The 24,681-nt window shown below is 70.9% G+C and carries 23 protein-coding genes; 11 read left to right on the forward strand and 12 right to left on the reverse strand.

Annotation, left to right across the window (positions count from 1 at the left end):
- Positions 1–1,314, reverse strand: a complete 1,314-nt coding sequence (locus NVV32_RS02810; protein ID WP_422391287.1) for an ABC transporter substrate-binding protein — start codon at positions 1,312–1,314, stop codon at positions 1–3.
- Positions 1,315–1,484: 170 nt separating this feature from the next.
- On the opposite strand from NVV32_RS02810, the gene NVV32_RS02815 reads away from it, so the two are divergent.
- Genes NVV32_RS02815 through NVV32_RS02825 form a run of 3 tightly spaced genes read left to right on the forward strand, consistent with a single transcriptional unit; the run spans position 1,485 to position 5,254 of the window.
- Positions 1,485–2,513 carry a LacI family DNA-binding transcriptional regulator gene (locus NVV32_RS02815; RefSeq protein WP_422391288.1) on the forward strand — a complete coding sequence of 343 codons (1,029 nt, stop codon included), beginning with the start codon at positions 1,485–1,487 and terminating at the stop codon, positions 2,511–2,513.
- 42 nt (positions 2,514–2,555) lie between these two features.
- Positions 2,556–4,391 carry a glycoside hydrolase family 2 protein gene (locus NVV32_RS02820; protein WP_422391289.1) on the forward strand — a complete coding sequence of 612 codons (1,836 nt, stop codon included), beginning with the start codon at positions 2,556–2,558 and terminating at the stop codon, positions 4,389–4,391.
- On the forward strand, positions 4,388–5,254 hold the full coding sequence (locus tag NVV32_RS02825) for a phytanoyl-CoA dioxygenase family protein (protein ID WP_422391290.1): 867 nt from the start codon (positions 4,388–4,390) through the stop codon (positions 5,252–5,254). Before NVV32_RS02820 ends, NVV32_RS02825 begins: the two co-directional genes overlap by 4 nt.
- Positions 5,255–5,363: 109 nt before the next feature.
- On the opposite strand, the gene NVV32_RS02830 is transcribed toward NVV32_RS02825, so the two are convergent.
- The 3 genes from NVV32_RS02830 to NVV32_RS02840 are packed head-to-tail and all read right to left on the reverse strand — an operon-like array spanning position 5,364 to position 7,517.
- Positions 5,364–6,392, reverse strand: coding sequence for an isopenicillin N synthase family dioxygenase (locus NVV32_RS02830; RefSeq protein WP_055769655.1), 1,029 nt, complete (start codon positions 6,390–6,392; stop codon positions 5,364–5,366).
- A gap of 44 nt (positions 6,393–6,436) precedes the next feature.
- Positions 6,437–6,871, reverse strand: a complete 435-nt coding sequence (locus NVV32_RS02835; RefSeq protein WP_422391291.1) for a YkvA family protein — start codon at positions 6,869–6,871, stop codon at positions 6,437–6,439.
- A gap of 4 nt (positions 6,872–6,875) precedes the next feature.
- A complete protein-coding gene (locus tag NVV32_RS02840) occupies positions 6,876–7,517 on the reverse strand; it encodes a TetR/AcrR family transcriptional regulator (RefSeq protein WP_055769659.1) in 642 nt (213 codons plus the stop codon).
- Between the two features lie 66 nt (positions 7,518–7,583).
- Here NVV32_RS02840 and NVV32_RS02845 point away from each other — a divergent pair, with 66 nt between their 5' ends.
- The 3 genes from NVV32_RS02845 (at position 7,584) to NVV32_RS02855 (ending at position 11,231) form a co-directional block, all read left to right on the forward strand.
- The gene (locus tag NVV32_RS02845; RefSeq protein ID WP_422391292.1) at positions 7,584–8,459 is read left to right on the forward strand and encodes an ATP-binding cassette domain-containing protein; all 876 of its coding nucleotides are present in this window, start codon (positions 7,584–7,586) and stop codon (positions 8,457–8,459) included.
- Between the two features lie 3 nt (positions 8,460–8,462).
- The gene (locus NVV32_RS02850) at positions 8,463–10,805 is read left to right on the forward strand and encodes a YhgE/Pip family protein (RefSeq protein WP_422391293.1); all 2,343 of its coding nucleotides are present in this window, start codon (positions 8,463–8,465) and stop codon (positions 10,803–10,805) included.
- A gap of 105 nt (positions 10,806–10,910) precedes the next feature.
- The gene (locus NVV32_RS02855) at positions 10,911–11,231 is read left to right on the forward strand and encodes a putative quinol monooxygenase (RefSeq protein WP_055769665.1); all 321 of its coding nucleotides are present in this window, start codon (positions 10,911–10,913) and stop codon (positions 11,229–11,231) included.
- A 10-nt stretch (positions 11,232–11,241) separates the two neighbouring features.
- Here the strand turns inward: NVV32_RS02855 and NVV32_RS02860 are convergent, their stop codons facing one another.
- Both NVV32_RS02860 and NVV32_RS02865 read right to left on the reverse strand, forming a co-directional pair.
- Positions 11,242–11,796, reverse strand: coding sequence for a GNAT family N-acetyltransferase (locus tag NVV32_RS02860; RefSeq protein ID WP_422391294.1), 555 nt, complete (start codon positions 11,794–11,796; stop codon positions 11,242–11,244).
- A 149-nt stretch (positions 11,797–11,945) separates the two neighbouring features.
- Entirely contained in the window at positions 11,946–13,751 is a 1,806-nt protein-coding gene (locus tag NVV32_RS02865) for a bifunctional metallophosphatase/5'-nucleotidase (RefSeq protein WP_422391295.1), read from the reverse strand.
- 160 nt (positions 13,752–13,911) lie between these two features.
- Here NVV32_RS02865 and NVV32_RS02870 point away from each other — a divergent pair, with 160 nt between their 5' ends.
- Positions 13,912–14,901, forward strand: coding sequence for an alpha/beta hydrolase (locus NVV32_RS02870; RefSeq protein WP_422391296.1), 990 nt, complete (start codon positions 13,912–13,914; stop codon positions 14,899–14,901).
- An 89-nt stretch (positions 14,902–14,990) separates the two neighbouring features.
- Here NVV32_RS02870 and NVV32_RS02875 read toward each other — a convergent pair whose 3' ends face one another.
- From NVV32_RS02875 to NVV32_RS02895, 5 genes are all read right to left on the reverse strand, one after another.
- Positions 14,991–15,371: a hypothetical protein gene (locus tag NVV32_RS02875; protein ID WP_422391297.1), complete on the reverse strand. Its 381-nt coding sequence runs from the start codon at positions 15,369–15,371 to the stop codon at positions 14,991–14,993.
- Between the two features lie 165 nt (positions 15,372–15,536).
- On the reverse strand, positions 15,537–16,100 hold the full coding sequence (locus NVV32_RS02880) for a dihydrofolate reductase family protein (RefSeq protein ID WP_055769674.1): 564 nt from the start codon (positions 16,098–16,100) through the stop codon (positions 15,537–15,539).
- A gap of 243 nt (positions 16,101–16,343) precedes the next feature.
- A complete protein-coding gene (locus NVV32_RS02885) occupies positions 16,344–17,231 on the reverse strand; it encodes an alpha/beta fold hydrolase (protein ID WP_422391298.1) in 888 nt (295 codons plus the stop codon).
- Entirely contained in the window at positions 17,228–18,079 is an 852-nt protein-coding gene (locus tag NVV32_RS02890; protein ID WP_422391299.1) for an SDR family NAD(P)-dependent oxidoreductase, read from the reverse strand. The genes NVV32_RS02885 and NVV32_RS02890 overlap by 4 nt, the downstream gene beginning before the upstream one ends.
- On the reverse strand, positions 18,076–19,590 hold the full coding sequence (locus NVV32_RS02895) for a flavin-containing monooxygenase (protein ID WP_422391300.1): 1,515 nt from the start codon (positions 19,588–19,590) through the stop codon (positions 18,076–18,078). The genes NVV32_RS02890 and NVV32_RS02895 overlap by 4 nt, the downstream gene beginning before the upstream one ends.
- A gap of 69 nt (positions 19,591–19,659) precedes the next feature.
- Here NVV32_RS02895 and NVV32_RS02900 point away from each other — a divergent pair, with 69 nt between their 5' ends.
- Positions 19,660–20,745, forward strand: a complete 1,086-nt coding sequence (locus NVV32_RS02900; protein ID WP_422391301.1) for an AraC family transcriptional regulator — start codon at positions 19,660–19,662, stop codon at positions 20,743–20,745.
- Positions 20,723–21,703 (forward strand): LacI family DNA-binding transcriptional regulator, encoded by a 981-nt coding sequence (locus tag NVV32_RS02905; RefSeq protein WP_422391302.1) that lies wholly within the window; start codon positions 20,723–20,725, stop codon positions 21,701–21,703. The genes NVV32_RS02900 and NVV32_RS02905 overlap by 23 nt, the downstream gene beginning before the upstream one ends.
- 130 nt (positions 21,704–21,833) lie before the next feature.
- Here the strand turns inward: NVV32_RS02905 and NVV32_RS02910 are convergent, their stop codons facing one another.
- Positions 21,834–23,741, reverse strand: a complete 1,908-nt coding sequence (locus tag NVV32_RS02910; protein WP_422391303.1) for an adenylyl cyclase — start codon at positions 23,739–23,741, stop codon at positions 21,834–21,836.
- A gap of 233 nt (positions 23,742–23,974) precedes the next feature.
- Here NVV32_RS02910 and NVV32_RS02915 point away from each other — a divergent pair, with 233 nt between their 5' ends.
- Both NVV32_RS02915 and NVV32_RS02920 read left to right on the forward strand, forming a co-directional pair.
- Positions 23,975–24,289, forward strand: coding sequence for a DUF6457 domain-containing protein (locus NVV32_RS02915; protein WP_055769682.1), 315 nt, complete (start codon positions 23,975–23,977; stop codon positions 24,287–24,289).
- Positions 24,286–24,681, forward strand: coding sequence for a pyridoxal-phosphate dependent enzyme (locus NVV32_RS02920; RefSeq protein ID WP_422391304.1), 396 nt, complete (start codon positions 24,286–24,288; stop codon positions 24,679–24,681). The genes NVV32_RS02915 and NVV32_RS02920 overlap by 4 nt, the downstream gene beginning before the upstream one ends.

The raw sequence follows: 24,681 nt of genomic DNA on the forward strand, positions 1-24,681 counted from the left end.
TTACTCCCCGAACGACGCTTTGTTCTCTTCCATGAGCTTCGAGGCGTTGTCCGCTGCCTCGGTCATGGCGTCCTCCGGCGACTCCTCGCCGAGGACGGCCTTGCTGACGGCGACCTCGAGGGTCTCCGTCTGCACGGCCCCGATGCCGGGGACGGCCGGGAGGAACCGCATGGAGTCGATCTGCTCGGCGATGGGGGCCTGGGGAAGGCCCTCGAGGGCGCCGGCGGCACGGACGGACTCACGGGCGGGGATCATGCCCGAACCGGCCCATTCGGCCGAGTTCTCGCTCAGCCACGCGATGAACACCTTGGCGGCGTTCTGCTTGTCCGGGTCCGGCTGCGCCTGGCGGGGGAGGAAGAAGTTGTGCGAGTTGGCCCAGACGGCCTGCTCGTCCCCGATGGTGGGGATGGGAGCCGCCGCGTACGGCAGGCCGGACGCGTCGAGGTCGTTGACCTGCCAGATGCCGTCCCAGGTGATCGACGTCTCGCCGTTCTTGAACGCGACGTACTGCGAGTCGATCGCCACGGACGAGGGGCTGTAGCCGTCCTCGACGATGCTCCGCTGCCAGTCGATGGCCTCGAGGCCTTCCGGCGAGGCGAAGTTGGCCTTGGATGCCTCGGCGTCATACGGTTCGTTGCCGTACTGCCACTGGAGCGAGAGGTTCATCAGGTGGCTCGGCCACAGGGTCGGCATCCAGAACGGGTTCTCGTAGCCGGCGGCCTGGAGCTTGGTGAGCGCGTCCTCGAAGGACGCGGCGTCGGTGGGGGCCTCGGTGATCCCGGCCTTCTCGAAGTGCTCCGTGTTGTAGTACATGGCCAGGGAGTGGACATCCAGGGGGATGCCGAAGCGCTCGTCCTGGTAGACGCCTGCGTCCCAGACCTCCTTGGTGAAGTCGTCGCCGCTCAGTTCCAGCGTCTCCGCGAGGTCGTCGACCGGGACGATCACGTTGCGCGCGGCCATCGTGGAGAGCTGGTCGAGGTGCATGACGCCGACGTCCGGTCCCTCGCCGGCCGTCACGGCCGCCGGGAGGCGCTGGTAGAAGTCCGCCCACTGCATGGTGTTCGAGCTGACCTTGATGTTCTCGTGCTCGGCGTTGAAGTCCTCGATCATCTGTTCCATGAACGGTCCGTCGCCGCCCGTGAACCCGTTCCAGAAGGAGAGTTCCACCGCGGGTCCGGTGTATTCGCCGGTGAACTCGCTGGCGGCCTCTTCGCCACCGGAGCCGCCGCATGCGGTCAGTCCGAGCAGCGCGACGGCGCCGATGGCCGTTGCAGCCCTCAGGCGCCCGCGCAGGGATCGCTTCGTATGGATCATGGTGTCCTCCTCGTTGAAAACGTGCACGCCGCGTAGTGAGTGGCGCGGCGTGTGACCGAGCTTACAGCGCTGTAAAAAAACTGTCCAGAGTCCCTTTCCGGTCCTGTTCCGGAGGCGACGGGGCAGATTGCCACCCGTCCTAGACTTGGGGTGAGCCCGAGGAGCAGCAGATGAGAAAAGTCCGACTCGCCGATGTGGCAGCGGTCGCCGGCGTATCGATGAAGACGGTGTCGAACGTCGTCCACGACTACCCCCACGTGACGCCCGAGATGCGGCGGAAGGTCCAGCAGGCCATCGACGAGCTCGGGTACAAGCCCAATCTCACCGCGCGGCGCCTGGCGACGGGGAAGACCGGCATGATCGCCCTGGCCATCCCCGAGATCGACCACCCCTACTTCTCGGAGCTCTCCCGGTACATCGCGGAGGAGGCGAGCGCACGCGGCTACCGGGTGCTGGTCGAGCAGACCCTGAGCAACCCTGCCGCGGAGCGCGCGGTGCTGAACGACCGCGAGGCCGGGGTGGTGGACGGCGTCATCTTCCACCCCGTCAGCATGAACTCGATGGAGGTCGCGAGGCTCAAGCGGGACGTCCCGGTGGTGCTGCTCGGTGAGTCCACCATGCCCGTCACCGCGGACCACGTGATGATCGACAACGTCGTCGCGGCCCAGGAGGGCGTGGCGCACCTGCTGGCGCAGGGCAGGCGGCGGATCGCCTTCCTCGGCGTGGTCGAGGGCGACGTCACCGGATCCACGGACCAGCGGCTCCTCGGCTACCAGCAGGGCCTGGTCGACGCGCGCATGCCGCTCGATCCCCGGTTGATCCTGTCGGTCACCGACTTCACGCCCGAGGAGAGCGCCCGCGCGGTCCGGGATGCACTGGCGGCGGGACTCGGCTTCGACGGCCTGGTCTGCCGTGACGACCGCTTCGCCACGGGTGCGCTCTACGCCCTCCGGACCGCCGGCGTGCGCGTGCCGGAGGATGTCGCCGTCGTCGGCTGGGACGACACCGAGCTGGGACGCTGGGCCACGCCGACCCTGACGTCGATCGCCCCGGACAAGCGTGAGCTGGCCGCAACCGCCCTGCAGCTCCTGGGCGAGCGGATCGACGGGTACCAGGGCATCGGCCGCCACCGCATCGTGTCCCACTCGCTGATCGTGCGGGAGAGCGCCCCGGTCGCGGCAGCCGTCCTGTCATCGTGAGGTTGTCTTTACAGCGCTGAAAATCTGCGGCAGGATATCGGCATGCGGAATCCAGATGTGTCGACGGCCAGCCTCCAGGACGGGACCTACCCCCGGCCTCAACTCGTCCGCCGCCGGTGGGCGGATCTCGGGGGGGAGTGGGACTTCAGGTACGACGACGAGGATGCCGGCGTCGCCGACGACTGGTTCGCCGGGGCGACGCCGTTCCCCCTGACCATCACCGTCCCGTATCCGCCGGAGTCCGTCCGCTCCGGCGTCAACGACACGACCTTCCATCCCGTGGTCTGGTACCGGCGGACCCTCACCCGGGCGGACTTGGTCGAGAGCGGGAGGTCCGCAGCGGACGACCGTCTGCTGCTGCACTTCGGTGCCGTCGACTACCGGGCCACGGTCTGGATCAACGGCGCCCTCGTCGGGACCCACGAGGGCGGCCAGAGCCCTTTCAGCTTCGACATCACCGATCATGCGGCCGCCGCCGCCGAGCTGTCCCTGGTGGTGCGCGCCGAGGATGATCCGCACGACGTCGCCCAGCCCCGCGGCAAGCAGGACTGGCTGGAGGACCCCCACGTCATCTGGTACCACCGCACCACGGGCATCTGGCAGCCGGTCTGGCTCGAATCCGTGCCGGCCGCCTTCATCGAGGGCGCCGTCTGGGAGCCGGACGTCCCGAAGGGATCGGTCCGCCTCGAGCTCGAACTCTCGCCGCAGCGGCACACCGCCCGGACCGTGCGCGTGGACCTCAGCTATGCGGGTCATCCGCTCGGCAGCTACACGGCATCGGCCGCGCAGCCCCGTGTCGTCCTCGACTGCGTCATCCCGCACCAGGCCAACGGCCAGGCCTACGAGTCGCTGCTGTGGTCGCCGGAGGATCCCCGCCTCATCGACGCGACGGTGGCCCTGCTCGACGGCGACGGGTCCGTCGTCGACGAGATCTGGTCCTACTTCGGCCTGCGCAGCGTCGGTACCGCCGGGCGCCACTTCCTGCTCAACGACCGCCCCTACTACGTCCGCTCCGTCCTGGAGCAGGGCTACTGGCCGGAGTCGCTCCTCGCGGCGCCCGACGCGCACGCCCTCCGTGAGGAGGTCCAGCTGATCAAGGACCTCGGCTTCAACGCGGCGCGCCTCCACGAGAAGGTCGAGGACCCGCGCTTCCTGTACTGGGCGGACCGGCTGGGCCTGCTCGTCTGGGGCGAGATGGGCAGCACCTTCGAGTTCTCGCCCACCGCCATGGAGCGGGTCTCCCGCGAGTGGGTCAGCGTGGTCCAGCGTGACAGGTCGCACCCCTGCATCGTCACGTGGGTGCCGCTCAACGAGAGCTGGGGGGTGCAGCAGATCGCCCACAGCGCCGAGCAGCGCCACTTCGCCCAGGCCATGTACCACCTCACCAAGGCCCTCGACGGCTCCCGACCCGTCATCTCCAACGACGGCTGGGAGCACGTGGAGTCCGACCTCTTCACGGTCCACGACTACGCCACCACCTACGAGGACCTCCATGCGAGCTACCGGGATGCTGCCGCGTTCGACGCCGTGGCCCGGGGAGTGGGACCGGCGGGCCGCCGGCTGAGCGTGCTGCCGGACCTGCCCCGGACGGAGCCCGTGATGGTGTCCGAGTTCGGCGGGATCCTCTACGCGCCGAACAGCCCCATCGAGACGTGGGGCTACTCCACGGCGGACTCCGACGAGGACTTCGCCCGGCGCCTGCAGGCGCTCTTCTCCGCGCTCTACGACAGCCCGGTCCTCTCGGGCTTCTGCTACACCCAGTTGACCGACACGCTGCAGGAAGCCAACGGACTGACGGACGAGAACCGGAAGCCGAAGCTGCCGGTGGCCGAGATCCGGAAGATCGTCATGGGACCGACCTGGAGGGAACGCGCATGAGTGACATCGCAGCAGGGACGCCGCCCCGGGAGATCCCGGTACCGGAGGGCGCGTCCCCGGAGGCGACCGCCGCCGCGCAGGGGCTCTACACCCGCGGGGTGATCGCGCAGCAGGGCGCCTTCACGCGCGAGTGGGCCGCGGGGATGCGCGAGGACACCGATGCCGCCCTCGCCGAGGCACTCGCGCGGCCGGACGGCGCCGTGGGCCGTGGCCCGAAGCGACACTACGTGGAGATCCACCCGGAACAGCTGCGCGGCTGGGTGGATCTCGTGGACCACCCGTGGGTCCGCATGGTCAGCGAAGCAGTGCTCGGCCCGGACTACGAGATCGTGGAGCTCGGGTTCGACGTCCCCGGGCCCGGGGCGGTCAATCAGCCGTGGCACCGCGACTTCCCCATGCCGGCGGAGACCAGGGAGCACGGGCGGCTCACCTCGCTCGCCTTCAACCTCACCGCGGTGGACACCGAGGAGGACATGGGGCCCTTCGAGGTTGCGCCGGGGACGCAGTGGGACCTGCCGGAGGGCTTCGACCACGAGATGTTCCCGCCGAAGTCCGCCTACCCGCGGTACGAGGCCCTCGCCGAGCGGAAGTATCCGCGCATGGGTGACATCTCGGCGCGCTCCGCGCTGACCATCCACCGCGGCACGAAGAACGAGTCGCAGAAGTCCCGGCCGGTCCTGGTGCTCGGCGTCGACGCGCCGGGAGGCGGGAACGCGGAACACCACTCCATGGCCGTGACGAAGCCGTTCTTCGACGCACTGCCGGAGCGTGTGCGGCGCCACGTGGTGTGCCCGGTCGTCGACGAGCTGACGCCGATCACGCAGAAGCACTCCATCGAGGGCCTCATGATGGGCGAGGCCTGACAGCCTCCCGGAGTACGACGACGACGGCGGCACCCCCGTGGGTGCCGCCGTCGTCGTTCCCGTGCCCCGTGCCGTGGCGGGTCGATCCTCCCTCCGGACGACGCCCGGCCTACCGGCGGGCGAGCTCCGGATGGTGGAGCTCGGTGACGTCCGGGTGCGCGCGGACGCGTCCCTTCAGGACGTTCGAGCCGTACGAGGACAGCATGGGGTTCTCGGGGTCGTCCGAGATGCCGCGGGCGGCGGCACGCAGTTCCGCCGTCAGCGGTACCGGCTCGATCACGGCATCCAGGCGGGGCGACCAGAAGAACGGGATGGCGTAGCGGTCGACGCCGGGGGCGGGCGCGGTGACGCGGTGGACGGTCGCTGCGAGGTAGCCCTCGGTGGCGACCTCGAGCATCTCTCCGAGGTTCACCACGAGGGCGCCCGGGATCGGCGTGACGGGGACCCACTGCCCGGTCCCGTGCGGGAGGACCTCGAGGCCCCCGACGGCGTCCTGCAGCAGAAGCGTCACGAAGCCGTAGTCGGCGTGGGAGCCGACGCCCTGCGAACCGGCGCCCTCGACCACGCCGCCCACGTAGTGCACGAGCTTCGCCATCCACGCGGGTGAGCCCTCGAACGGCCCCGCGAAGTAGTCCTCCGGCAGGTGGAGGGCGACGGCGATGGCCGAGAGCAGTTCAGCGCCGACCCGGGACATGAGGGCGGCCCACTCCATGGCCCGGACCTCGAGCTCCGGCAGTGCCTCGCGCGGCCACAGGTTCGGGCCCTGCAGGAGCCAGTAGGGCTCGTCCGCGGGGTGGTCGGTGACGGGCTCGCGTTCAGGGGAGAAGTCGATCTGCTCCCGGGCGTCCGGTCGGCCGCGCGTGATCTCGGTGCCGAGTCCGGCGTAGCCGCGGAAGTGCGGTGAGGTGCGGTTGAGGATCGTCAGGCGTTCCTCGAGCGGCAGGGCGAAGAAGCGGCGGGTGATGTCGAAGAGGTCGTCGACCTGCCCGGGCGCCGCGCCGTAGTTGACGATGTGGAAGAAGCCGACGGTGTGGGCGGCGTTGCGCAGTTCCTCGATGAAGCCGGGGGTGAAGGAGCCATCGGTGGAGCGTGCGCTGCTGAGGTCGAGTGTGGGGATCTGCCCCGGTGTGTGCTGCATCTGCAGGAGATTACGCCTCGGCGAAAGACGCGCCCGCGTTTCCGTTACGCCGTATTGCGATCCTCACCCGGGTCCCTGAGACCGGCCAACGCGCGCACCAGGCGGAGGCCGCCGTCGGACCCCGGCCAGTGGCGCCGCAGTGCGTCCGGGCCCGCGGAGCGCACCACCGCGCGGAGCACGACGGCGATCAGGACGAGGTCGTCCGCGTACCCGACGACGGGCAGGACGTCCGGAACGAGGTCGATCGGCAGCAGGAGGTAGGCGAGCAGCCCCAGGAGCAGCAGGCGGCTCCGCCGAGGCAGTGCACGGTCCGCGGCGAGCCGCCGGACGAGCCGGAGGATGTCCGGGGCGAGGCGCAGTGCGTCGGTCAGCGAGAGCACGTCCGGGTGTCGCCGTGCGTAGACCGCGAGGCAGGCGAGGAAGAGGGCGTAGGCCAGCACCAGGGCGACGACGACCGACAGGACGGCGTGCCGGTCCACGGGTTCAGGCCGCCAGGGCGGCGCGGAGGACGGCGGAGATACTGCCCGTGATCTGCTCCTCCGTGACAGCCTCCGGATCGGCTGCGCACTCCACGGCCATGCCGTTGATGGTGGCCAGCAGGATCGTCGCGAAGACGGTGTAGTGCTCCGGGTCGGACGGCGCGCCGAACGGTGCGGCCCGCTCCGCGAGGGTCGTGGCGAGCAGTGAGCGGCGGTTGCGCCGGTGCTCCCTGAACACGGCGCCCACGTCGGGATCGCGACCCGCCTGGAGTGCGAACTCGACGACGAGCGCATGCCACCGCTGTTCGCGCAGGACGCCGCGGGCGAGATGACGGGCTGTCCGCGCGATCGTCTCGTCGAGCGAGGTCAGGTGGTCGAGCTGGCTGAGGACGTCCGCGGCGGTGTCGGCGAGGCGTTCGCCCAGGAGGGTCGCGAACAGCTCCTGCTTGGACCCGAAGTTCGAGTAGACGGCGCCCTTCGTGTAGCCGGCGCGCTCGGCGATGGTGTCGAGCCGGGCTGCGACGTAGCCGATCTCCTCGAAAACCTCCAACGCGGCCGCGAGCAGTCCCGCACGCACGTCCTCCCGGCGCGGCCGGCGGCGTGGTCGTCCGGCCGTGGTGTCCGGCATGTCCTTCTGCGTGGTCATCTGCCCTCCTGCCAAGACGATACCATTGGTACTGAATACCCAAAGTATTGAAAGTCGAAGGATGCCATGACCCTCTTCCCGCTCGCGCACCGGCCGGATCCCTCCGCGGACGCGCCCCCGGCCGTCGTCGTCGACGGCCTCACCCTGCAGGCAGGGAAGCGCACCGTCTTCGGGGGCATCTCCTTCACCGTTCCCGCCGGTGTCCTCGCGGTCCTCGCCGGCCCGTCCGGCACGGGCAGGACCGCCCTGGCGCTCGCACTCGCCGGCCGGCTCGCGCCCTCCGGCGGCCGCCTCTCGGTGCTCGGCCTCGCCCTCCCTCGCCGCGCCGGTGCCGTCCGGCAGCGGGTCGGGATCGCAGCCAACGCCACGGTGGCGCCGCTCGACGAGACCCTCACCGTGCGGCACCACGTGGCCGAGGCACTCACGCTCGCCGGCCCCTGGTGGAAGCCCGCCGCCTCACCCCGGCAGGTCGACAGGACGATCTCCGCGGCCAATGACCTGCTCGGCGCGCTCGAGGACGCCTTCGGCGATGATCCCGCTGCCGCGTCCCTCCACCAGGCCAGGCTCCATCGCGGCGAGCTGATCCGGGACACCGCGCCGATCGCGCGTTTCACCCTCAGCCTGCTCCTCGCGCTCATCCCCTCTCCCGACCTGCTCGTCGTCGACGACGTGGACCAGCTCCGCACCGTCGGGGAGCGGCGGGCCGCCTGGGCAGCGCTGCTCACCGTCGAGCGCACGGCCCGCGCCGGCTCGGGCGCCCTGACCGTCGTCGCCACCTGCCAGGAGCGGCGTGAACTCGACGACGTCCTCGACCCGACGCATCGGGTGAGCGCCCTGCCCCTTCGACCCGTCGTCGTGCAGGTCCTGGCGACTCCCGCAGCGCCCGCCCCCACTCCAGCGGCCTCCCTCGCTCCCTCGGAACCCACCCCAGAAACCAGGTGACGCGTGTTCTCCCTGATCCGCACCGAACTCTCCCGCTTCCGCACCACCCTGCTGTCCAGGGCCGCGCTCATCGTGATCGCCGTCATCCCCGCCCTCTACGGCGGGCTCTACCTCGCGGCCAACTGGGATCCGACGGGCAACCTCGAGCACCTGACGGCCGCGGTCGTGAACGAGGACCAGCCCGCACCGGCCACCGGACCCGACGGCTCGGACACCACGGTCTCGGCCGGCGAGGACCTCGCCGCCTCGCTGACCTCCTCCGGCGACGCCGGCTTCACCTGGGTCGCGGTGACCCGGGCCGAGGCGGAGGACGGCCTGCAGGACGGGACCTACGCGGCAACCCTCGACATCCCGGCCGACTTCTCCTCCCGCCTCGCCTCGCTCGGTGGTGACTCACCGGATCAGGCGATGCTCGACATCACCACCGACGACGCCGACAGCTTCATCGTCGGCCAGGTGGGCAACACCGTGGCCGCCACCCTGCAGCGCCAGGTGCAGTCGGGCGCCACCGAGGACTACCTCGACGGCATCTACCTGGGCTTCTCGTCCCTGCACGGGAAACTGGTGGAGGCGGGCGAGGGCGCGGACAAGCTCGCCGACGGCGCCCGCAGTGCGGACGAGGGATCCGCTTCCCTCGTCGTCGGCCTGGGGGACATCGTGGACGGGACCGCGCAGCTGTCCACCGGCAGCGCGCAGGTCGCCGCCGGTGCCGCGGACCTCGCGGCCGGGTCCGGTGAACTCTCAGGTGGCCTGGCCGGCCTCGACGCCGCCACGGCGGACCTCGTCCCGCAGTCCCGGCAGCTCTCCGACGGTGCGGCCGCGGCCTCCGCCGGCGCGGCGACCCTGCGCGACGGCGCCGCACAGCTGGCTACCGGAGCGCAGTCCGTCGCCGACGGCGCCACGGCACTCGCCCCGTCCGCCTCCGCCCTCGCGGACGGCACCCGGCAGGTCGCCGACGGCGTCGGTCAGGTGGGGCAGGGTGCCTCGGCACTGTCCGCAGGTGCCGGCCAGGTCCAGGGCGGCGCCGAGCAGGCGGCCGCCGGGTCGAGGTCGGTGGCGGACGGGCTCGCCCGTCTGCAGCAGACCTTCGACGCGCTCACCGACGCCGAGCGACTGGCGGCACTCCAGCAGCTCGCCGCAGGAGCGGACGCCGCGGCAGTCGGGTCGGAGCAGGTGGCCGCCGGTGCCGGGACCCTCGCGTCCTCGGCGTCGGACCTCGCCGCCGGCGCGGACGCCGCGGCCACGGGTGCGTCCACCGCCGCCGACGGAGCGGGGAGCCTCGCGACGGGCGCGGGGCAGCTCTCCGCCGGCGCCACCGACGCGTCGGCTGGGGCCGCGCAGGTCGCCCGGGGCGCGGCGGACCTGGCCGACGGAGCGGGGCAGCTCGAGGCCGGCACCGCGACGCTCGCCCGGAACACCCCGGCCCTCCGCGACGGGATCGTCGCGGCGTCCGACGGTGCGGATACGCTCGCTGCCGGAGCGTCGACGCTGAGCACGGGTGCGGGCGACGTCGCCGGCGGGGCAGCAGTGCTGGCCGACGGGTCCGGCGAGGCCTATGACGGCGCCACGAGCCTCGAGGGCGGGCTGGGCTCCCTGTCGACGGGCTCACAGGACCTCGCGGCGCAGCTCGGCGAGGGCGCCGGCCAGGTGCCGGACCACGACGACGCGGAGCGGGCCGAGCTCGCGTCCGTGGGCGCCTCACCCGTCTCGATCGAACGGACGCACGCCAACGCGGTGGACGCCTACGGCGAGGGCATGGCGCCCTACTTCATCCCCCTGGCGCTCTGGGTCGGCGGGATCGTGACCTACACCGTGCTCCGCGCCGTCTCGCCACGGGCCCTGGCCTCCTCGGCGGCATCCTGGCGCGTGTCCGCCGCCGGGTACCTGCAGGGCGCGCTGTTCGCCGTGCTCCAGGCCGGGGTCCTGCTCGCGATCCTGCTGGCCGGCCTCGGCCTGACCACGCCGCACCCGGTGGGCCTGATCGCCTTCACCGTCCTCACGGCGCTCGTGTTCACGGCGATCCACCAGGCGCTCGTCGGGCTGCTCGGCGGGGTGGGGCGGCTCGTGGCGCTCGTCCTGCTGATGCTGCAGCTGACCTCCGCCGGGGGCACCTATCCCGTCGCGACGGAGCCCGGCTTCTTCCAGGTCCTCAGCCCGCTGCTGCCCATGACGCACGCCGTCACCGGGCTGCGGCACCTCATCGCGGGAGGCGACACCGGCATCGTCTGGGCGTCCGTCGCCCAGCTGCTGATCGTCTTCGTCCTCGCCGCCGCCCTCTCCGTGTACGCGTCGCACCGGCGTCGTTCGTGGACCCTGGAGAAGCTCCACCCCAGCCTGTCGATCTGACAACAGTCCTCCACAGGTGTGCCGTCCGCCTGCGGCGGCCGGCCCGGAGCTTATAGGTTGGAGGGGCATGTCCGAGCAGTTCCTCCACCAGGAAGGCACCATCCCATGATCTTCATCGTCGTCAAGTTCACCGTGAAGCCCGAGTGGAGCGACCGCTGGATCGACCTCACGCGTGACTTCACCGAGGCCACCCGCCGCGAGCCGGGCAACCTCTGGTTCGACTGGTCACGCAGCGTCGAGGACCCCAACCAGTTCATCCTCATCGAGGCGTTCCAGGACGACGCGGCCGAGGCACACGTCAACAGCGACCACTTCTCGCAGGCCATGAAGGACATGCCGCAGGCGCTCGTCGAGACGCCGGAGATCATCAGCGAGCGGATCGCCGCCGAGGGCTGGGGCCGCATGGGCGAGCTGACGGTCGAGTAGCGCCCGGACGTCAGACGGCGTCGGGCGCCACCGCGGGGAGGGCCTGCTCCATGATGAAATCGTCCTCGAAGCGGTCCCCCAGCCGGAAGCGCTTGGTCCCCACCACGTCGAAGCCGTGCTTCCGGTAGAACCGGAGGGCGCGGGCGTTCTCCTGGTTCACGCCGAGCCAGATGCCCGGGAGGCCGGACCCGGCGGCGTGCTGCAGCGTGGCCTTCATCAGGGCCGATGACGAGCCGCTGCCGTGCAGGTCGGGGTGGACGTAGAACTTGCTCAGTTCCGCCGTCGGAGTGAGCGAGAGGGCCGCGAGCACGTCCGCGTCCGACGGCTGATCCAGGACCACCATGCTCCAGCCCATCACCCGGTGCCCCTGGCGGATGCACAGGACGGTGTGCCCCGGCCGGGCGAGCACCTCGGCGAAGCGCTCTTCCGAGAGGTGCGTCTCGATGTGCCGCTGGATCTCCTCCGGTGGGGAATCGGGCGGGCAGGCCAGGGGGAACGTGACGGCGGCGCAGACGGCGAGGGCCGCCGCGTCGGCGACGGTCGCCGTCGTGATGTCGATGCTCATGCACCAAATCTAGGACGAACGGCAGCAGGACGCGGACACCGGGTCCACGTCCTGCTGCCGTTCGTCCCGCTCCGTTCGTTCCGGTCCATTCGTCCCGGTACTGCGGACGCACGGCACCGGAACGCCGGGGGCGGCGCCGCCGTGAGCGGCTACTCGACGACGGGCAGGCCGTCGCGGGTGAGCTTCCAGTTCTCCTCGAAGAACGTGCTCGGATCGATCGTGCCCTCGGCGATCAGGTAGTCGATGAGCAGCTGACGGATCTCCGTGGTCTGGTTGACGAGGACCGGAGCCGTGGCGATGTGCGGGAAGTTCCCGCCGCCGGACTGCCGGTAGTTGTTCGTCGCCACCGCGAACCGCTGCGCGGGATCGATCGGCGCACCGGCGTAGCTCAGGTCGACGATGCGCTGTCCCACGGGCCGGCTGATGTCGATGTCATAGCTGACGCCGGACATCATGTCGTAGTTGTAGTCCGGCGTGCCCGCGGCATTGGTCAGCGTGGCCGGGTCCACCGGAGCGCCGACGGCGGTCTGGGTGAAGTACTTGGCCGAGTACTCGAGGTAGTCCTTGACCTGGGCGCCGGTCATCTCGACGCCGAAGAGGGTGTTCGGGAAGACGTACAGGCCGGCCATGTCGCGGATGGTGACGGGCCCCTCGGGGATCACCGCCGCGCGGTTGAAGGGCGCGACGATGGACAGGACCGGCAGGTCGGCGTTCGTGGTCCCGTCGAGGGCCGTGTCGACGGCCCTGGCCTGGACGTCGTTGACGAAGTCCATGACGGCGGTGTCGCGGAAGCGCGAGTCGGCCGCTGACATGGTCTCCGTCGCCGTACCGATGGCCGTGTTGACGTGGTCGATCGTCGTCCGGTGCTGCTCGGCCGCGATCGCCGAGATCTTCGGGTCGGCAGGCACGGTGTTGGAGTTCAGCAGCTCGGAGTTCGCCGACGCGACGTCCCACTGGCCCCGTACCTTGACGAGCTCGAAATCCATGACGGACAGGCGCATGCCCCAGTTCTTCGGCTCGGTGAGCAGGACCTGCTCACCGGTCTGCCGGTTGGTGACGAACCGCTCCGGGATCTCCTGGTGCTCGTGACCGGCGAGGATCGCATCGATGCCCGGCACCTGCTCGGCGATCAGCGTCGACGCGTTCTCGATCGGCAGGTCGCCGCCGTAGGAGGACGTGCCCGAGGGGCCGGAGTGCGAGCTGACCACGACGACGTCCGCTCCCGCGGACTTCATCTCCGGAACGTACTTCCTCGCCTGCTCCACCATGTCGAGGAACTCGAGCTGCCCGTCGACGTTGTTCCTGTCCCAGATGGCGCTACCGGGCGTGGTCAGCCCGAGGATGCCCACCTTGATGGGCTTCTGGCCCTTGAGCTTGAGCGTCTTGATCACGTAGGGCGTGAAGGCGTCCCCGCCGGTGGTCGCGTCCTTGACGTTGGCACCGAGCAGCGGGAAGTCGAGCTGCTCCTCGTAGGTGCGCAGGAGCGGCAGCCCGTAGTTGAACTCGTGGTTGCCGAGCGTGGTGGAGTCGTAGCCCATGGCGTTCATCGCGGCGGCCATGGGGTGCATCTCGCCGGTCTCGTCCACCGGCTGGGTGGTGGCGTAGTAGTCCGTGAGGGACGTTCCCTGGATGGTGTCGCCATTGTCGATCAGCAGGGTGGACCCGGCGCCGCGGTCTGCGCGGACCTGGTTCACGAGCGTCGAGATCTTGGCGATTCCGACGTCGTTCCCGGCGGCGTCGTCGTAGTCGGCGTTCTTGAAGTAGTCCCAGTTCTCGATGTAGCCGTGGAGATCGCTGGTGCCCATGACGGTGATCGAGACCGTGCTGTCCTTGGGTCCGCCCTTGCCTCCGCCGGGTGCGGCGGTCGCTGCGGGTGCGAGGGTGAGGGCGGCGGCGCAGCCCACGGCGATGGCCGTGAGTGCGCGACGGTGCCCTCGGTTGAGGCTGTGTGACACGGTGAATCAGCTCCTGTTGGTGTGCGGTGGCGTCAGCATACCGGTGACCGATGACACACTGGTGACCGGGACATGGCGGCGGATGAACGCCCGATGTCCGCCGCCGAGGACCGGCGGCGGACCGGTCCCCCCACCCGCTCGAGGTCAGGGAGGACCATCAGTGACGACGACGCCGGAGCATCAGGACGAGTACCGCGAGGACCTCCTGGGCGCAGGATACGAAGCGCGGACGCTCCCGCTGGCGAGCGACGACGAGGGCGAGGTGGTGGCGACCCTCGTCCGGCGTCGCGCCGCGGGGACCTCGCGCCGGGCGGTCCTGTACGTGCACGGCTTCGTGGACTACTTCTTCCAGACGAACCTCGCCGATGCCTGGCTGGAGGCCGGGTTCGACGTCTACGCACTGGACCTGCGCAAGTACGGCCGGTCGCTCCGCGAGCACCAGACGCCGAACTACATCACCGCGCTCGAGCACTACGACGAGGAACTCGACGCTGCTGCACGCATCATCCGGGAGGACGAGGGCCATGACGTCCTCGTGGTGATGGGGCACTCGACCGGTGGCCTCATCACCTCGCTGTGGGCGCACCGGCGGCGCGGCCGGGGGATCGTCGACGCGCTCGTGCTCAACAGCCCCTGGTTCGACCTCAACGCGAGCGTGTTCCAGCGCACCGTCGGGACCGCCGCGGTCCACCGGATCGGCGCGCTCAAGCCGCGCACCGTCGTCGGCACGCTCGGGTCCGCGTACGGGCGCTACCTCCACAGCGGCAGCGGAGGGGAGTGGACCTACGACCTCGCGTGGAAGCCGCACGGCGGGTTCCCCGTGGTGGCCGGGTGGCTCGCCGCCGTCCGACGCGCCCACGCCGAGCTCAACCGCGGGCTCGCCGTCGACTGCCCGGTCCTCGTGGCCTGTTCGGACGCGACGTCGAACCCGGTGAAGGAGCCAGCCAGGATCTCCTCGACGGACGTGGTGCTCGATGTCGCGCACATCGCTGCCCGGTCGCCGCGCCTCGGGCGCCACGTCACGCTGGTGCGGATCCGTGGGGGCATCCACGACCTGGCGCTCTCGCCCGAGCCGGCCCGCTCGGAGTTCTTCACGGAGCTCGCGCGGTGGCGGGACACGTATGTGCCGGAGGCCGGCACCGCGCCGTGATCCGTTCCCTGCCGCGAGCCGTTCCGTGCGGTGAGGTCAGGTGAGGGGGTGGGTCGTGTCGTGAGGTGACGCCGGACGACGGCGGCGGCTCAGGCGAAGCGGCGCATCGCGAGGCGTTCGGCGAACGCCTGCTCCTCGCACAGCGACGAATGCGCCAGGGTGAAGATCCGGGCGTCGGACCGCAGCTGCCCGATCAGGGCGAGCGCCGTGCGGGCGTCCAGGTCAGCGGCGAGCAGCAGTGCCGCCGTCGCCTGGACCCGCCCCGCGCCGGCGGTCGCCGCGGCGCTCCGCAGCCCGGCGACGGCGTCGTGCCACTGGGTGGGATTCGCACTCCGGAAGGAGCGCTCGATGACGAGGATGCGCTCGTCGAGCAGATCGGTGAAGCGCGAGACGAACGACGCCGCTGCGCGCGGCGAACCGATGTCGGCAGCAAGCCGGGAGACTGCTGCCGTGTCGATGATGGGCTGCATCTCGGGTCCTTTCGAACTGTGCGGACCGACGGGTGGACAGGACTCGGGAGGGCCTTGTCCAGGTCCCCACCGGGATGCCCAGTCTTGCGCGGCTACTTGAAGCTGGGGCGCAGGAATACTCGGGTTTTCATCAAGAAGCGGAGGGGACCGTCCGCCGACCCGCCTTCATCGACCGCCGCGGTCGACGTCGTAGGTCAGCACGGCGAACTGTCCCTGCTGCTCCACGGTGCGCAGGACGAGCCGGTCCGCCCCGACCCGGAGCGGCAGCAACGGCGCCCCGCCGGCGAGCGCGGCGGGTGCGACGGCGAGCTGGATCTCGTCCAGCAGCCCGGCGGAGAGGAACTGGCCGGCCAGGTCGCCGCCGCCGACCACCCAGATGTCCCGCGCGCCTGCCGCTTCGCGGATCCGGTCGATCGATGCGCGGACGTCACCGGAGACGAGCCGCACGTCGGCGCCCTCGGGGATCGGCAGGTCCCGGGAGGTGAAGACGAACGTGGGGCGCTCGCCGTACAGCGTCGGCCACTTCCCGGGGTCCTCGATCAGCCCCTCGAAGGCGAGCACCCATGCGTAGGTCGTCGACCCCTCCACCAGGACACCCACGGAGTCGAGGAAACGCTCGTGGTGTTCCGGCGGCGGGGGCTCCACGGCGAACAACCAGTCCAGCGAGTCGTGCTCGTCCGCGATGAAGCCGTTGATCGAGGTGGCGGTGGAGAAGATGATCCGGGTCATGCGTCATTGCACCACGCAGCTCCGACGATCAGCACCCACGGCCAGGCGTCGCCAGGCGCCGGGCTGCCCTTCGCCGCTGGTCGGCCCGAACCCGTGATGAACCTGCACCGGCGGGCGTGCCCGGCTGCGCTCCCTCCCACCGACCGGACGCTCCCAGTGGGAACAGTCCATCCTTCCGGCTGACGACCCCTCCGGTGAGTGGGAGGGACAGCGGCGCCGGGGCGGGCGTGGGCCGCCGTCGGCCTAGGCCGCTGCGGCGTGGACCCGTCCGACGAACTCGCGCACCAGGGCGTCGAACTCCTCCTCCCGCTCGATCTGCGGCATGTGACCGCAGCGCTCGAACAGGTGGAACTCCGCGTGGGGGAACGCCGTGCGCGCGTGATCGAGGTGCGAGGCCGGCAGCACGCGGTCCTCGTCGCCCCACACCACGAGCGTCGGCTTGTGCTGGGCCGCGACGGTGCGCAGCAGCTCGGTCCGCCAGCGGCGGCGCACCCCGCGGAACGTGCCGAGGTGGCGGGCGACGGCGAGCAGGACGTCGTCGTGCACGGGGTTGCCGCCGACCTGCTGGGCGTGGTCGAGGCGCTCCTCCGTGACGAACCGCTTGTCGAAGAACAGGGCGCGCTCGGTGCGGTAGGCGGCCTTCCGGGACTTGTCCCGCATGAGCCGCCGGCCGAGGGGCCGGATGGCGAGCAGCCGCAGCGCGATGGTGACCTCCTTGCCGAAACCGGCGCTGTTCACGAGGACGAGGCTGCGGACCCGTGCCGGTTCCAGGGCACTGATCTTCAGGGCCACGGCGCCGCCCAGCGAATTGCCCACCACGTGCAGCGGCCGGTGCTCTCCGAGGGTGTCGAGCCCGGCGATGACGAAGCGGGCCATCGATTCCATGGAGTACCGGCCCTCCGTCCGCTCGGACAGACCGAACCCCGGCAGGTCCAGGCTGATCACGCGGTGATCGGGGGCAAGCCGTCCGTACAGCCCCTCCCAGTCCTCGAGGCTCCGCCCGATCCCGTGGATCAGCAGCACGGGGGGTCTGGTGCGGTCGCCGTCGTCCCGGTAGCGCACCCGCACGCCGTCGACCACCAGCAGGCCGTCGTCGTGCGTGGCGGACCGCTCCACGCGGGCCCCGCTCACCGGCGGATCTTCCGGGCCAGCCGGGCGAGCTTCGTGGCGCGGCGCTCCAGGGTGCCGAAGGACATGGGCGCCACACGGGCGACGACGTCGGGGATCTTCGCGCTGAGGCCGATCAGCAGGCGGGGCTTCCGCGCCTTCACGGCCTCGAGCATGAGCTCCGCGGCCTTGTCGGCGGGGAAGGTGAGGAGCTTGTTGAACTCGTCCTTCGCCTTCCTCACGTCGACGTCGCTGAGGTTCCCGCCGATCCGCGCGTTCAGCGCGATGCCGGTCCGGATGCCGCCCGGGTGCACGGAGGTGATGCCGATGCCGCGGGGCAGCAGCTCGTTGCGGAGGGCTTCGGTGAAGCCACGGAGGGCGAACTTGCTGGCGGAGTAGGCCGTCTGGCCTGCGGGACCCACCAGGCCGAACAGGCTGGAGACGTTGACGATGTGCCCGCCGGGCTTGATCCGCGGCAGCAGGTGGTGCGTGAGCAGGACGGGCGCATGGAAGTTGATGGCCAGCACCCAGTCGAAGTCGTCCATGCTGATCTGGTCGAAGCGTCCGGCCAGGGCCACGCCTGCGTTGTTGATCAGCAGGTCGATGCGCTCCGTCGCTGCGAGGAGGTCAGCGGCCACCCGCTCGACGGCGTCACGCTCGGCGAGATCGGCCACGAACGTCCGCACGCTGCTGCCCGGGAAGGTGGAGCGGATGGAGGAGGCGACGGCGTCGAGCTTCGCCGCGTCCCGGTCGACGAGCAGCAGGACGCTCCCGCGTTCGGCGAGACCGCGGGCGAGGTGCTCGCCCATGCCTCCCGCTGCTCCGGTGACGACGGCGGTGGCGCCGGTGAACTGGAAGGGCTGGATGCTCACGCGTGGATCTCCTGGAGGTCGGGGGCGGGGGTGCCGCTGGGGGGTACGGGGGTGTCGAACATCATGTTCTTCGAGAGTCTGCCGCGCAGGGCCGTCGGGGCGTCGAGCAGGTAGTTCTGCCGCATGATCCACGGCTGGCGGTCGCCCTGCTTCGGGAAGGCGGACACCGCGCGCTGCACGTAGCCCGAGGTCAGGTCGAGGATGGGCCGGGCCGTCATCGCGCCGTCGACCGCCGGGGCGCCGTAGCGGTGGCCGTGGCGGTCCAGGTACCGGATGAGGCGGCAGACGTAGCGCGAGCTGAGGTCGGCGCGCAGCGTCCAGGACGCGTTGGTGTAGCCGACGCAGAGCGCCAGGTTCGGGACGCCGCTGACCATGAGCCCCCGGTACACCCAGGAGTCGCCGAGGTGCACCGGCCGGCCGTCGACCGTGAAGCGTGCGCCACCGAGGGGCAGCATCGAGAGACCGGTGGCCGTGACGACGACGTCCGCGTCGAGTTCCCGCCCCGAGGCGAGGCGGATGCCGGTCGGGGTGAAGGTGTCGATGGTGTCGGTGACCACGGATGCCGAGCCGGACTTCAGGGCCTTGAAGAGGTCGGCACTCGGCGCCACGCAGAGGCGCTGGTCCCACGGGTTGTAGGCGGGGGTGAAGTTCTCGCGGACCGAGGCCTCGTCACCGAGGATCCGCTCGGTCTGGGTGCGGATGAGCTTCTTGGCGAGTTCGGGCCGGCGGCGGCAGAGCTGGTAGAAGGCCTGCGTGAACAGGACGTTCTTGGCCCGGGCCAGGTGGTGCGCGGGGCCGGCGGGGAGACGGCGGCGGACGGCGTCGGAGAACGTGTCCCGGCTGGGCACGGCGGTGACGTAGGTAGGGGAGCGCTGCAGCATGGTGACGTGGGCGGCCTCCTTCGCCATGGAGGGGACGAGGGTGACGGCGGTGGCGCCGCTGCCGATCACCACGACTCGCTTCCCCGCGTAGTCCAGGCCCTCGGGCCAGAACTGCGGGCGGACGATCTCGCCGGTGAAGGAGTCGAGGCCGGCGAAGGACGGCTCGTGGCCGCGGTCGTAGTTGTAGTAGCCGCTGCACAGGTAGAGGAAGCCGCAGGTGAGCTGCCGGCGTTCCGTGCCGCCGTCGTCGTCCGTGACATCGAGGTCGAGGGTCCAGCGCGCGTCCTCCGAGGACCAGGCTGCCCCGACCAGCTTCGTGCGGAAGCGGATGCGCTCGCGGATGCGCGGATCCTCCGCGGTCTCGCGGATGTAGGAGAGGATCGAGGAGCCGTCGGCGATCGCCTTGGCCTCGGTCCACGGGCGGAAGGGGTAGCCGAGCGTGAACATGTCGCTGTCGGAGCGGACGCCCGGATAGCGGAAGAGGTCCCACGTGCCGCCGATCGCGCCCCGGGCCTCGAGGACCGTGAAGCTCTTGCCGGGCAGGCCGGTGGCCACGCGGTAGGCGGCGCCGATACCGGAGAGCCCGGCACCCACGATGACGACGTCGAGGTGCTCGAGTTCTGTTTCCATGCCTCCATCCTTCCGTCTTACGCTGCACACCGCTTGACTTCGTGCGACAGCTATTTACCCTTGGACGACATGGGCTCTGTCATCCGCTCCGCCGGCATGCGCGGCTTCCGCGACGTCGTCGAACAGTTCGGCGGCGATGCCGAAGCGCTCGCAGCGCAGTTCGGGGTGCCGCTGGACGCGCTCGACGGCGACGACGTGCTCGTGTCCGACGTCGCGATGGCCCGCCTGCTGGAGGGGGCGGCGCGCGCGCTGCCGTGCCCGGACCTCGGCCTGCGCATCTCCGCGTACCAGGACATCGGGATCCTCGGCCCGCTCGCCGTCGCGGTCCAGAACTCACCGACCGTGGGGGCGGCGCTCGAGTGCGCGTCGCAGTTCCTGTTCCTCCACAGCCCCGTGCTGCGCTTCACCCTCGTGGCGGATCCGGAGGGGCGGCCGGGTGATGTGGGCCTCTGCTACGGATCCTCGGAGGGCACGCCGCCGCGCCAGGCCACGGACGCGATCCTCGCCTTCTCGCACCGCATGGTCCGTTTCCTCCTCGACGGCCCGTACGGACTGCATTCGGTGCACCTCTCGCACCTGCCCAGGGCTCCCGCCTCCCGCTACACGGAGTTCTTCGGCGCCGAGGTGCGCTTCGGTCAGGCCGCCTCGCTCCTGCGGGTGCCGCGGAGCCTGCTCGACCGCCCGCTCGCCGGCGTCGACGACACCCTGCGGGAGATCGCCCTCGACTACCTCCACAGCCACTTCCCCGAACCGGGCCGCGTGGTCGCACCCCGGGTCAGGAACGCCATCGACCGCATGCTCGGCAGCTCGCCGCCGCGCATCGACTCCGCCGCCCGGCTCCTCGGCATGCACGCCCGGACCCTCCAGCGCCGGCTGGCCGGCGAGGGCACCAGCTTCGAGTCCCTGCTCGACGACGCCCGCCGCGACGCGGCGCTGCGGCTCCTCACTCGCACGGACCTGCCGCTGCAGCAGGTCGCGGGGCTCGTGGGACTGTCGGAGCAGTCGGCGCTGACCCGGTGCGTCCGCCGGTGGTGCGGCACGACGCCGAGTGGTGTGCGGGCGGGCAGCGCGGGAGTCCCGGAGGCCCCCACCTACACTGACAGGCAAGGATTCACGGCCGGAAGGGGGAGCGGTGGCAGGGATCACGAGCGCTGACGTGGCCCGCGAGAGCGGCGTCTCCCGCACCACGGTCAGCTATGTCCTGACAGGGCGCGACGGCGTCAACATCTCGGAGGAGACCCGCCGCCGGGTCCGGGAGACCGCCACCCGCTTGGGGTACGCGCCGTCGGCCGCAGCCCGGGCGCTGCGCACCGGGCGGAGCGACCTGGTGCTCTGCATCCTGCCGGACTGGCCCGTGGGGCCCGTCATCGAGACCCTGCTCGACGAACTGGCGGACGAGCTCTCCGGCCGCGGTCTCTCCGTGCTCGTGCACCACGGACGCGGCGCCCGGCCACTCTCGGACCTCTGGCGGGCCGTGACCCCGCGGGCCGTGATCGGCTTCGCGCCCTTCGCGGAGGACGATCTGCTGGCCATGCGTCAGGCCGGCATCCAGGTGCTCGGGACGCTCGGCGAGGACCGCCAGCCCGATCCCGATCTGCCGTCCGAGAGCCAGCTGCGGATCGGTGCCCTGCAGGCGGAGTGCCTGACGGTCCGCGCGACCCGGCTCGGGTACGCCTGGCCGGCCGACGCACGTCTCGCGGTCTTCGCCCGTGACCGCCTCCGCGGGGTCCAGCGGATCTGCGCCGAGCTCGATCGTCCCGAGCCCGTCGTCCTTCCCGTCGGACTCGACGTCGAGTCCGCGGCCGAGGCCGTCCGGGCCTGGCGCGGGCTCGGCATCACCGGCATCGCGGCCTACAACGACGACGTCGCCCTCGCGGTCCTCGCCGGGATGCGGGCCGAGGGCCTGTCCTGTCCTGACGACTGCGCGGTGGTAGGCGTCGACGACGTTCCGGCCGCACGGCTCGCTGCTCCTGCGCTGACGACGGTCTCGCAGTCCATCGAGGTGCAGGCGCGGTATCTGGCCGCCCTCGTACTGGCCGACCTCGACGGCGCGGCGGAGAAGCCGGGCCCTCCGGGCCACGGCCTGCATCTCGTGGAACGGGATTCCGCCTGACCCTGCGTACCGGGGGTGACGTAGCCGGGTAGGGCGACCTACGTGTGCCGCCACTCCCGACAGGTGCGGACGCATGCCACACACAGGAAGGGCCGGCGCAATGGCCCGGCCCTTCCTGTGGTGCGACGCGCTACGGGTAGCGCACCAGGTAGCTCGGGGTGCCCGTGTTCGCGTTGCTCACGGGTGCTCCGGTGTCGTTCACCACGTGGTCGATCGTGCCGGCACCGAGGTTGACGGTCAGCACGTGGTTCAGGACGACGCCGGCCGTGTCCGGCACCTCGAACCCGCGGGTGGCGTGGATGGTCGGGTCCACGTTGGTGAAGATGTACGAGCCGCCACCCCACAGGGTGTGCTGCTTCACGCCGTCGGCCACCTTGTAGCCCGCCCAGCCGAGGACGCCGTCGTGCTGCCACGCCGCCTGGTTGGGCGGGTCGTAGGGCAGCTCGTTCTGGTAGAGCACGGTGCGGCCGCGCTCGCCGTTCCAGATGGTGTTGTACTCCTGGTAGTGCTCCACGAACAGGCCCGTGGCCGTGACGTCGTCGCCGTTGATGATGACGCCGTTGCGGCCCGTGCTGACGTCCCAGCCGAACGCTCCCTCGTTGCCGTGGTCCGCGCGCCACACCCAGATGTGGTCGATCAGCACGTTGTCGCTGTTGACCTCGAGACTGGTGTCGGCCTTGCCCACGTGCGGGCCGCCGATGCGGAAGTAGACGTCGCTGAGCGTCGTCGGGTTCGCCGGATCGTTCTTCGTCGCCCCGTTGTTGCCGTTCTTCGTCCCGATCTGCAGGAGGACGGGGGAGTTGACGGTGCCGCCGTCGATCGTGACACCGGCGATCACCACGCCCGGCACATCGGCGACGCGCAGGGGGACGGCGCCGTTCACGGCGGTCAGGGTCGCGTGCCCGAGGCCGAGCACCACGGTGTCGGCCCGCTTCACCCGGATGGTGTCGGCGATGTCGTAGACGCCCGGCGTCAGGAGGAGATGCTTGCCGCGGGCCAGGGCGTTGTTGATGGCCTGCACGGAGTCGCCCGGGCGGGCGACGAAGAACTCGGAGAGCGGGACGGTGCGGCCCGGCGTCACGCCGTCACCCCACGAGATGCCGCGGGAGTTCGTCTCGGCCGAGGGCACGCGCACGCTGTAGGCGCCGCTGCCGTCCGCGAAGAGGTAGGGCTTCTCGCGGCTGACCGGGGTCTCGTCGAGGGTCGTGTACGGGGGCGTGGGGAAGCCCTCGTCGGTCGGCGCTCCCACGGTGCCCGAGAACACCTGGTTCCAGACACCGTTGGACCAGCTGTCGATCTCCGCGTTGCGCGTCAGCCACTGCTGCTGGGAGCCGTTGACGATGTCCCCGGCCTTCGAATCGGCGAGGTAGCCACCGCTCGCGAACTGCGGACCGGCCGTGCAGTAGTCCATGAGGGATAGCGTGCCGCCGGAGACGTTCACGCGGCGCAGGGAGACGGCCTGCGACACCGCCCAGAAGTTCGCGGTCGCCCGGCAGCCGTCCTGGCCCGCCCCGTTGACCTGCAGTGTCAGGTTGGAGAGCGTGCGCCAGAAGTTGTTCAGCGCGATGCAGTTGCTCGTGCCGTTGTCCTCGAGGCAGCGGTTGTAGACCTCGATCTTGCCGTTGATGGTCACGTCCGACGGTGACGCGCCGAGTCCCGCGACCTCCGTGTAGTAGCCGACCTTGAACTGCAGCGGCTCCGCGTCGGTGCCGTAGGTGCCGGGCAGGAACAGGAGCGCCTCGCGTCCGGTACCCATCTCGTCGTCGATCTGGCGGGCGTTGACGGCATCGACCTCGGCCTGGATCTCGCTGACCGGCATGCTCGGATCGAAGATCGTCACGTTCGGGCCGAAATCGGGTGCCGACGACGGCGGGGCCTTCTTCGCCGTCACCGGCGTGCTCTGAGCCGGTACCTGTGCGGGGGTGGTGGGTGGGGCGGCGATCGCGGTGGCTCCCGTGCTGGTGGCCAGGAGCACGGATGCTCCGAGCAGTGCTGCGAGCCGGGTGCGTCCGGTCCTGGTGGGGCGGGGGATGGTCATGCTGAACGGTTCCTCTCCGTCGAGGTGGTCCTGCCGGGGCGGCGAAGCGAGCGTGGTGAATCGTGTCACTAGGCCGTGAGGGTATTAGATCCCCGGAGCGTGGTGAAGTCAAGGAATGCCTCGACAGCACCGCAGGAGATCAATCGTTGAAGGGGTGCGCGGCCGGTGGTAGAGCTTGGAGGAGCGACGCCGGCGCGGACGGCACGTCGACAGCCCCGACCAGAGGAGAGACCATGGCAGCGCCCGACGACGAAGAACGCAGCCTCAGCGAGTGGAGCCGGACCCTGGCACAGGCCCTGCAGGTCCTGGACCTCGAGGTCGATCACCCGAGGATCGTCGAGGTCGCCGAGCGATCCTCGCGCCTGCTGACCCCCCACGCCGGCGCCATCAGTGCCTTCATGATCGGCTACGCGGCGGGCACCGTGACCACGGACGGCCGGGACGAGACGAGCGCCGCCGTCGAGAAGGCCGCGAAGACCGTCCTGACGGTCATCGAGAAGGACGAGGAGACGAGCGAGGAGGAAGGCTGGACGGGCTCCGCCCAGTGACGACCGCGGAGCGGCCGGAGCAGACACCGACCCGCGCCCGGCTCGGGTCCTGGCCGACGCCCCTCGAGCCAGCGCCCCGCCTGGCCGCCGCTCTCGGACCGGATCCCGGCGACCTGTGGATCAAGCACGACGACCTCAGCGGCTTGGGTGGTGGAGGCAACAAGGTCCGGAAGCTCGAATGGACCGCCGGCACGGCCCTGGCTCGCGGGGCGGACGTCCTCGTCACCACCGGCGCGGCGCAGAGCAACCATGCGAGGCTGACCGCGGCGGCCGGGGCGAAGCTCGGCGTCGACGTCGTGCTCGTGCTCACCGTGACGGACGGGACCGTCGTCGTCCTCGAGCGGTTCCGGCTCGTCGGCCTGGCGCCGGCGAAGGCCGGGCAGCACCGCTGA

Origin of the sequence: Arthrobacter sp. N1 (genome assembly GCF_048288285.1) — a bacterium.
Taxonomy (GTDB): Bacteria; Actinomycetota; Actinomycetes; order Actinomycetales; family Micrococcaceae; genus Arthrobacter_D.

What these genes read in the sequence shown, in the direction of transcription:
- NVV32_RS02810 (WP_422391287.1), bottom strand. Translation starts at nt 1,314, where the DNA reads ATGATCCATACGAAGCGATCCCTGCGCGGGCGCCTGAGGGCTGCAACG.
- NVV32_RS02815 (WP_422391288.1), top strand. Translation starts at nt 1,485, where the DNA reads ATGAGAAAAGTCCGACTCGCCGATGTGGCAGCGGTCGCCGGCGTATCG.
- NVV32_RS02820 (WP_422391289.1), top strand. Translation starts at nt 2,556, where the DNA reads ATGCGGAATCCAGATGTGTCGACGGCCAGCCTCCAGGACGGGACCTAC.
- NVV32_RS02825 (WP_422391290.1), top strand. Translation starts at nt 4,388, where the DNA reads ATGAGTGACATCGCAGCAGGGACGCCGCCCCGGGAGATCCCGGTACCG.
- NVV32_RS02830 (WP_055769655.1), bottom strand. Translation starts at nt 6,392, where the DNA reads ATGCAGCACACACCGGGGCAGATCCCCACACTCGACCTCAGCAGCGCA.
- NVV32_RS02840 (WP_055769659.1), bottom strand. Translation starts at nt 7,517, where the DNA reads ATGACCACGCAGAAGGACATGCCGGACACCACGGCCGGACGACCACGC.
- NVV32_RS02845 (WP_422391292.1), top strand. Translation starts at nt 7,584, where the DNA reads ATGACCCTCTTCCCGCTCGCGCACCGGCCGGATCCCTCCGCGGACGCG.
- NVV32_RS02855 (WP_055769665.1), top strand. Translation starts at nt 10,911, where the DNA reads ATGATCTTCATCGTCGTCAAGTTCACCGTGAAGCCCGAGTGGAGCGAC.
- NVV32_RS02860 (WP_422391294.1), bottom strand. Translation starts at nt 11,796, where the DNA reads ATGAGCATCGACATCACGACGGCGACCGTCGCCGACGCGGCGGCCCTC.
- NVV32_RS02875 (WP_422391297.1), bottom strand. Translation starts at nt 15,371, where the DNA reads ATGCAGCCCATCATCGACACGGCAGCAGTCTCCCGGCTTGCTGCCGAC.
- NVV32_RS02880 (WP_055769674.1), bottom strand. Translation starts at nt 16,100, where the DNA reads ATGACCCGGATCATCTTCTCCACCGCCACCTCGATCAACGGCTTCATC.
- NVV32_RS02895 (WP_422391300.1), bottom strand. Translation starts at nt 19,590, where the DNA reads ATGGAAACAGAACTCGAGCACCTCGACGTCGTCATCGTGGGTGCCGGG.
- NVV32_RS02900 (WP_422391301.1), top strand. Translation starts at nt 19,660, where the DNA reads ATGGGCTCTGTCATCCGCTCCGCCGGCATGCGCGGCTTCCGCGACGTC.
- NVV32_RS02910 (WP_422391303.1), bottom strand. Translation starts at nt 23,741, where the DNA reads ATGACCATCCCCCGCCCCACCAGGACCGGACGCACCCGGCTCGCAGCA.
- NVV32_RS02915 (WP_055769682.1), top strand. Translation starts at nt 23,975, where the DNA reads ATGGCAGCGCCCGACGACGAAGAACGCAGCCTCAGCGAGTGGAGCCGG.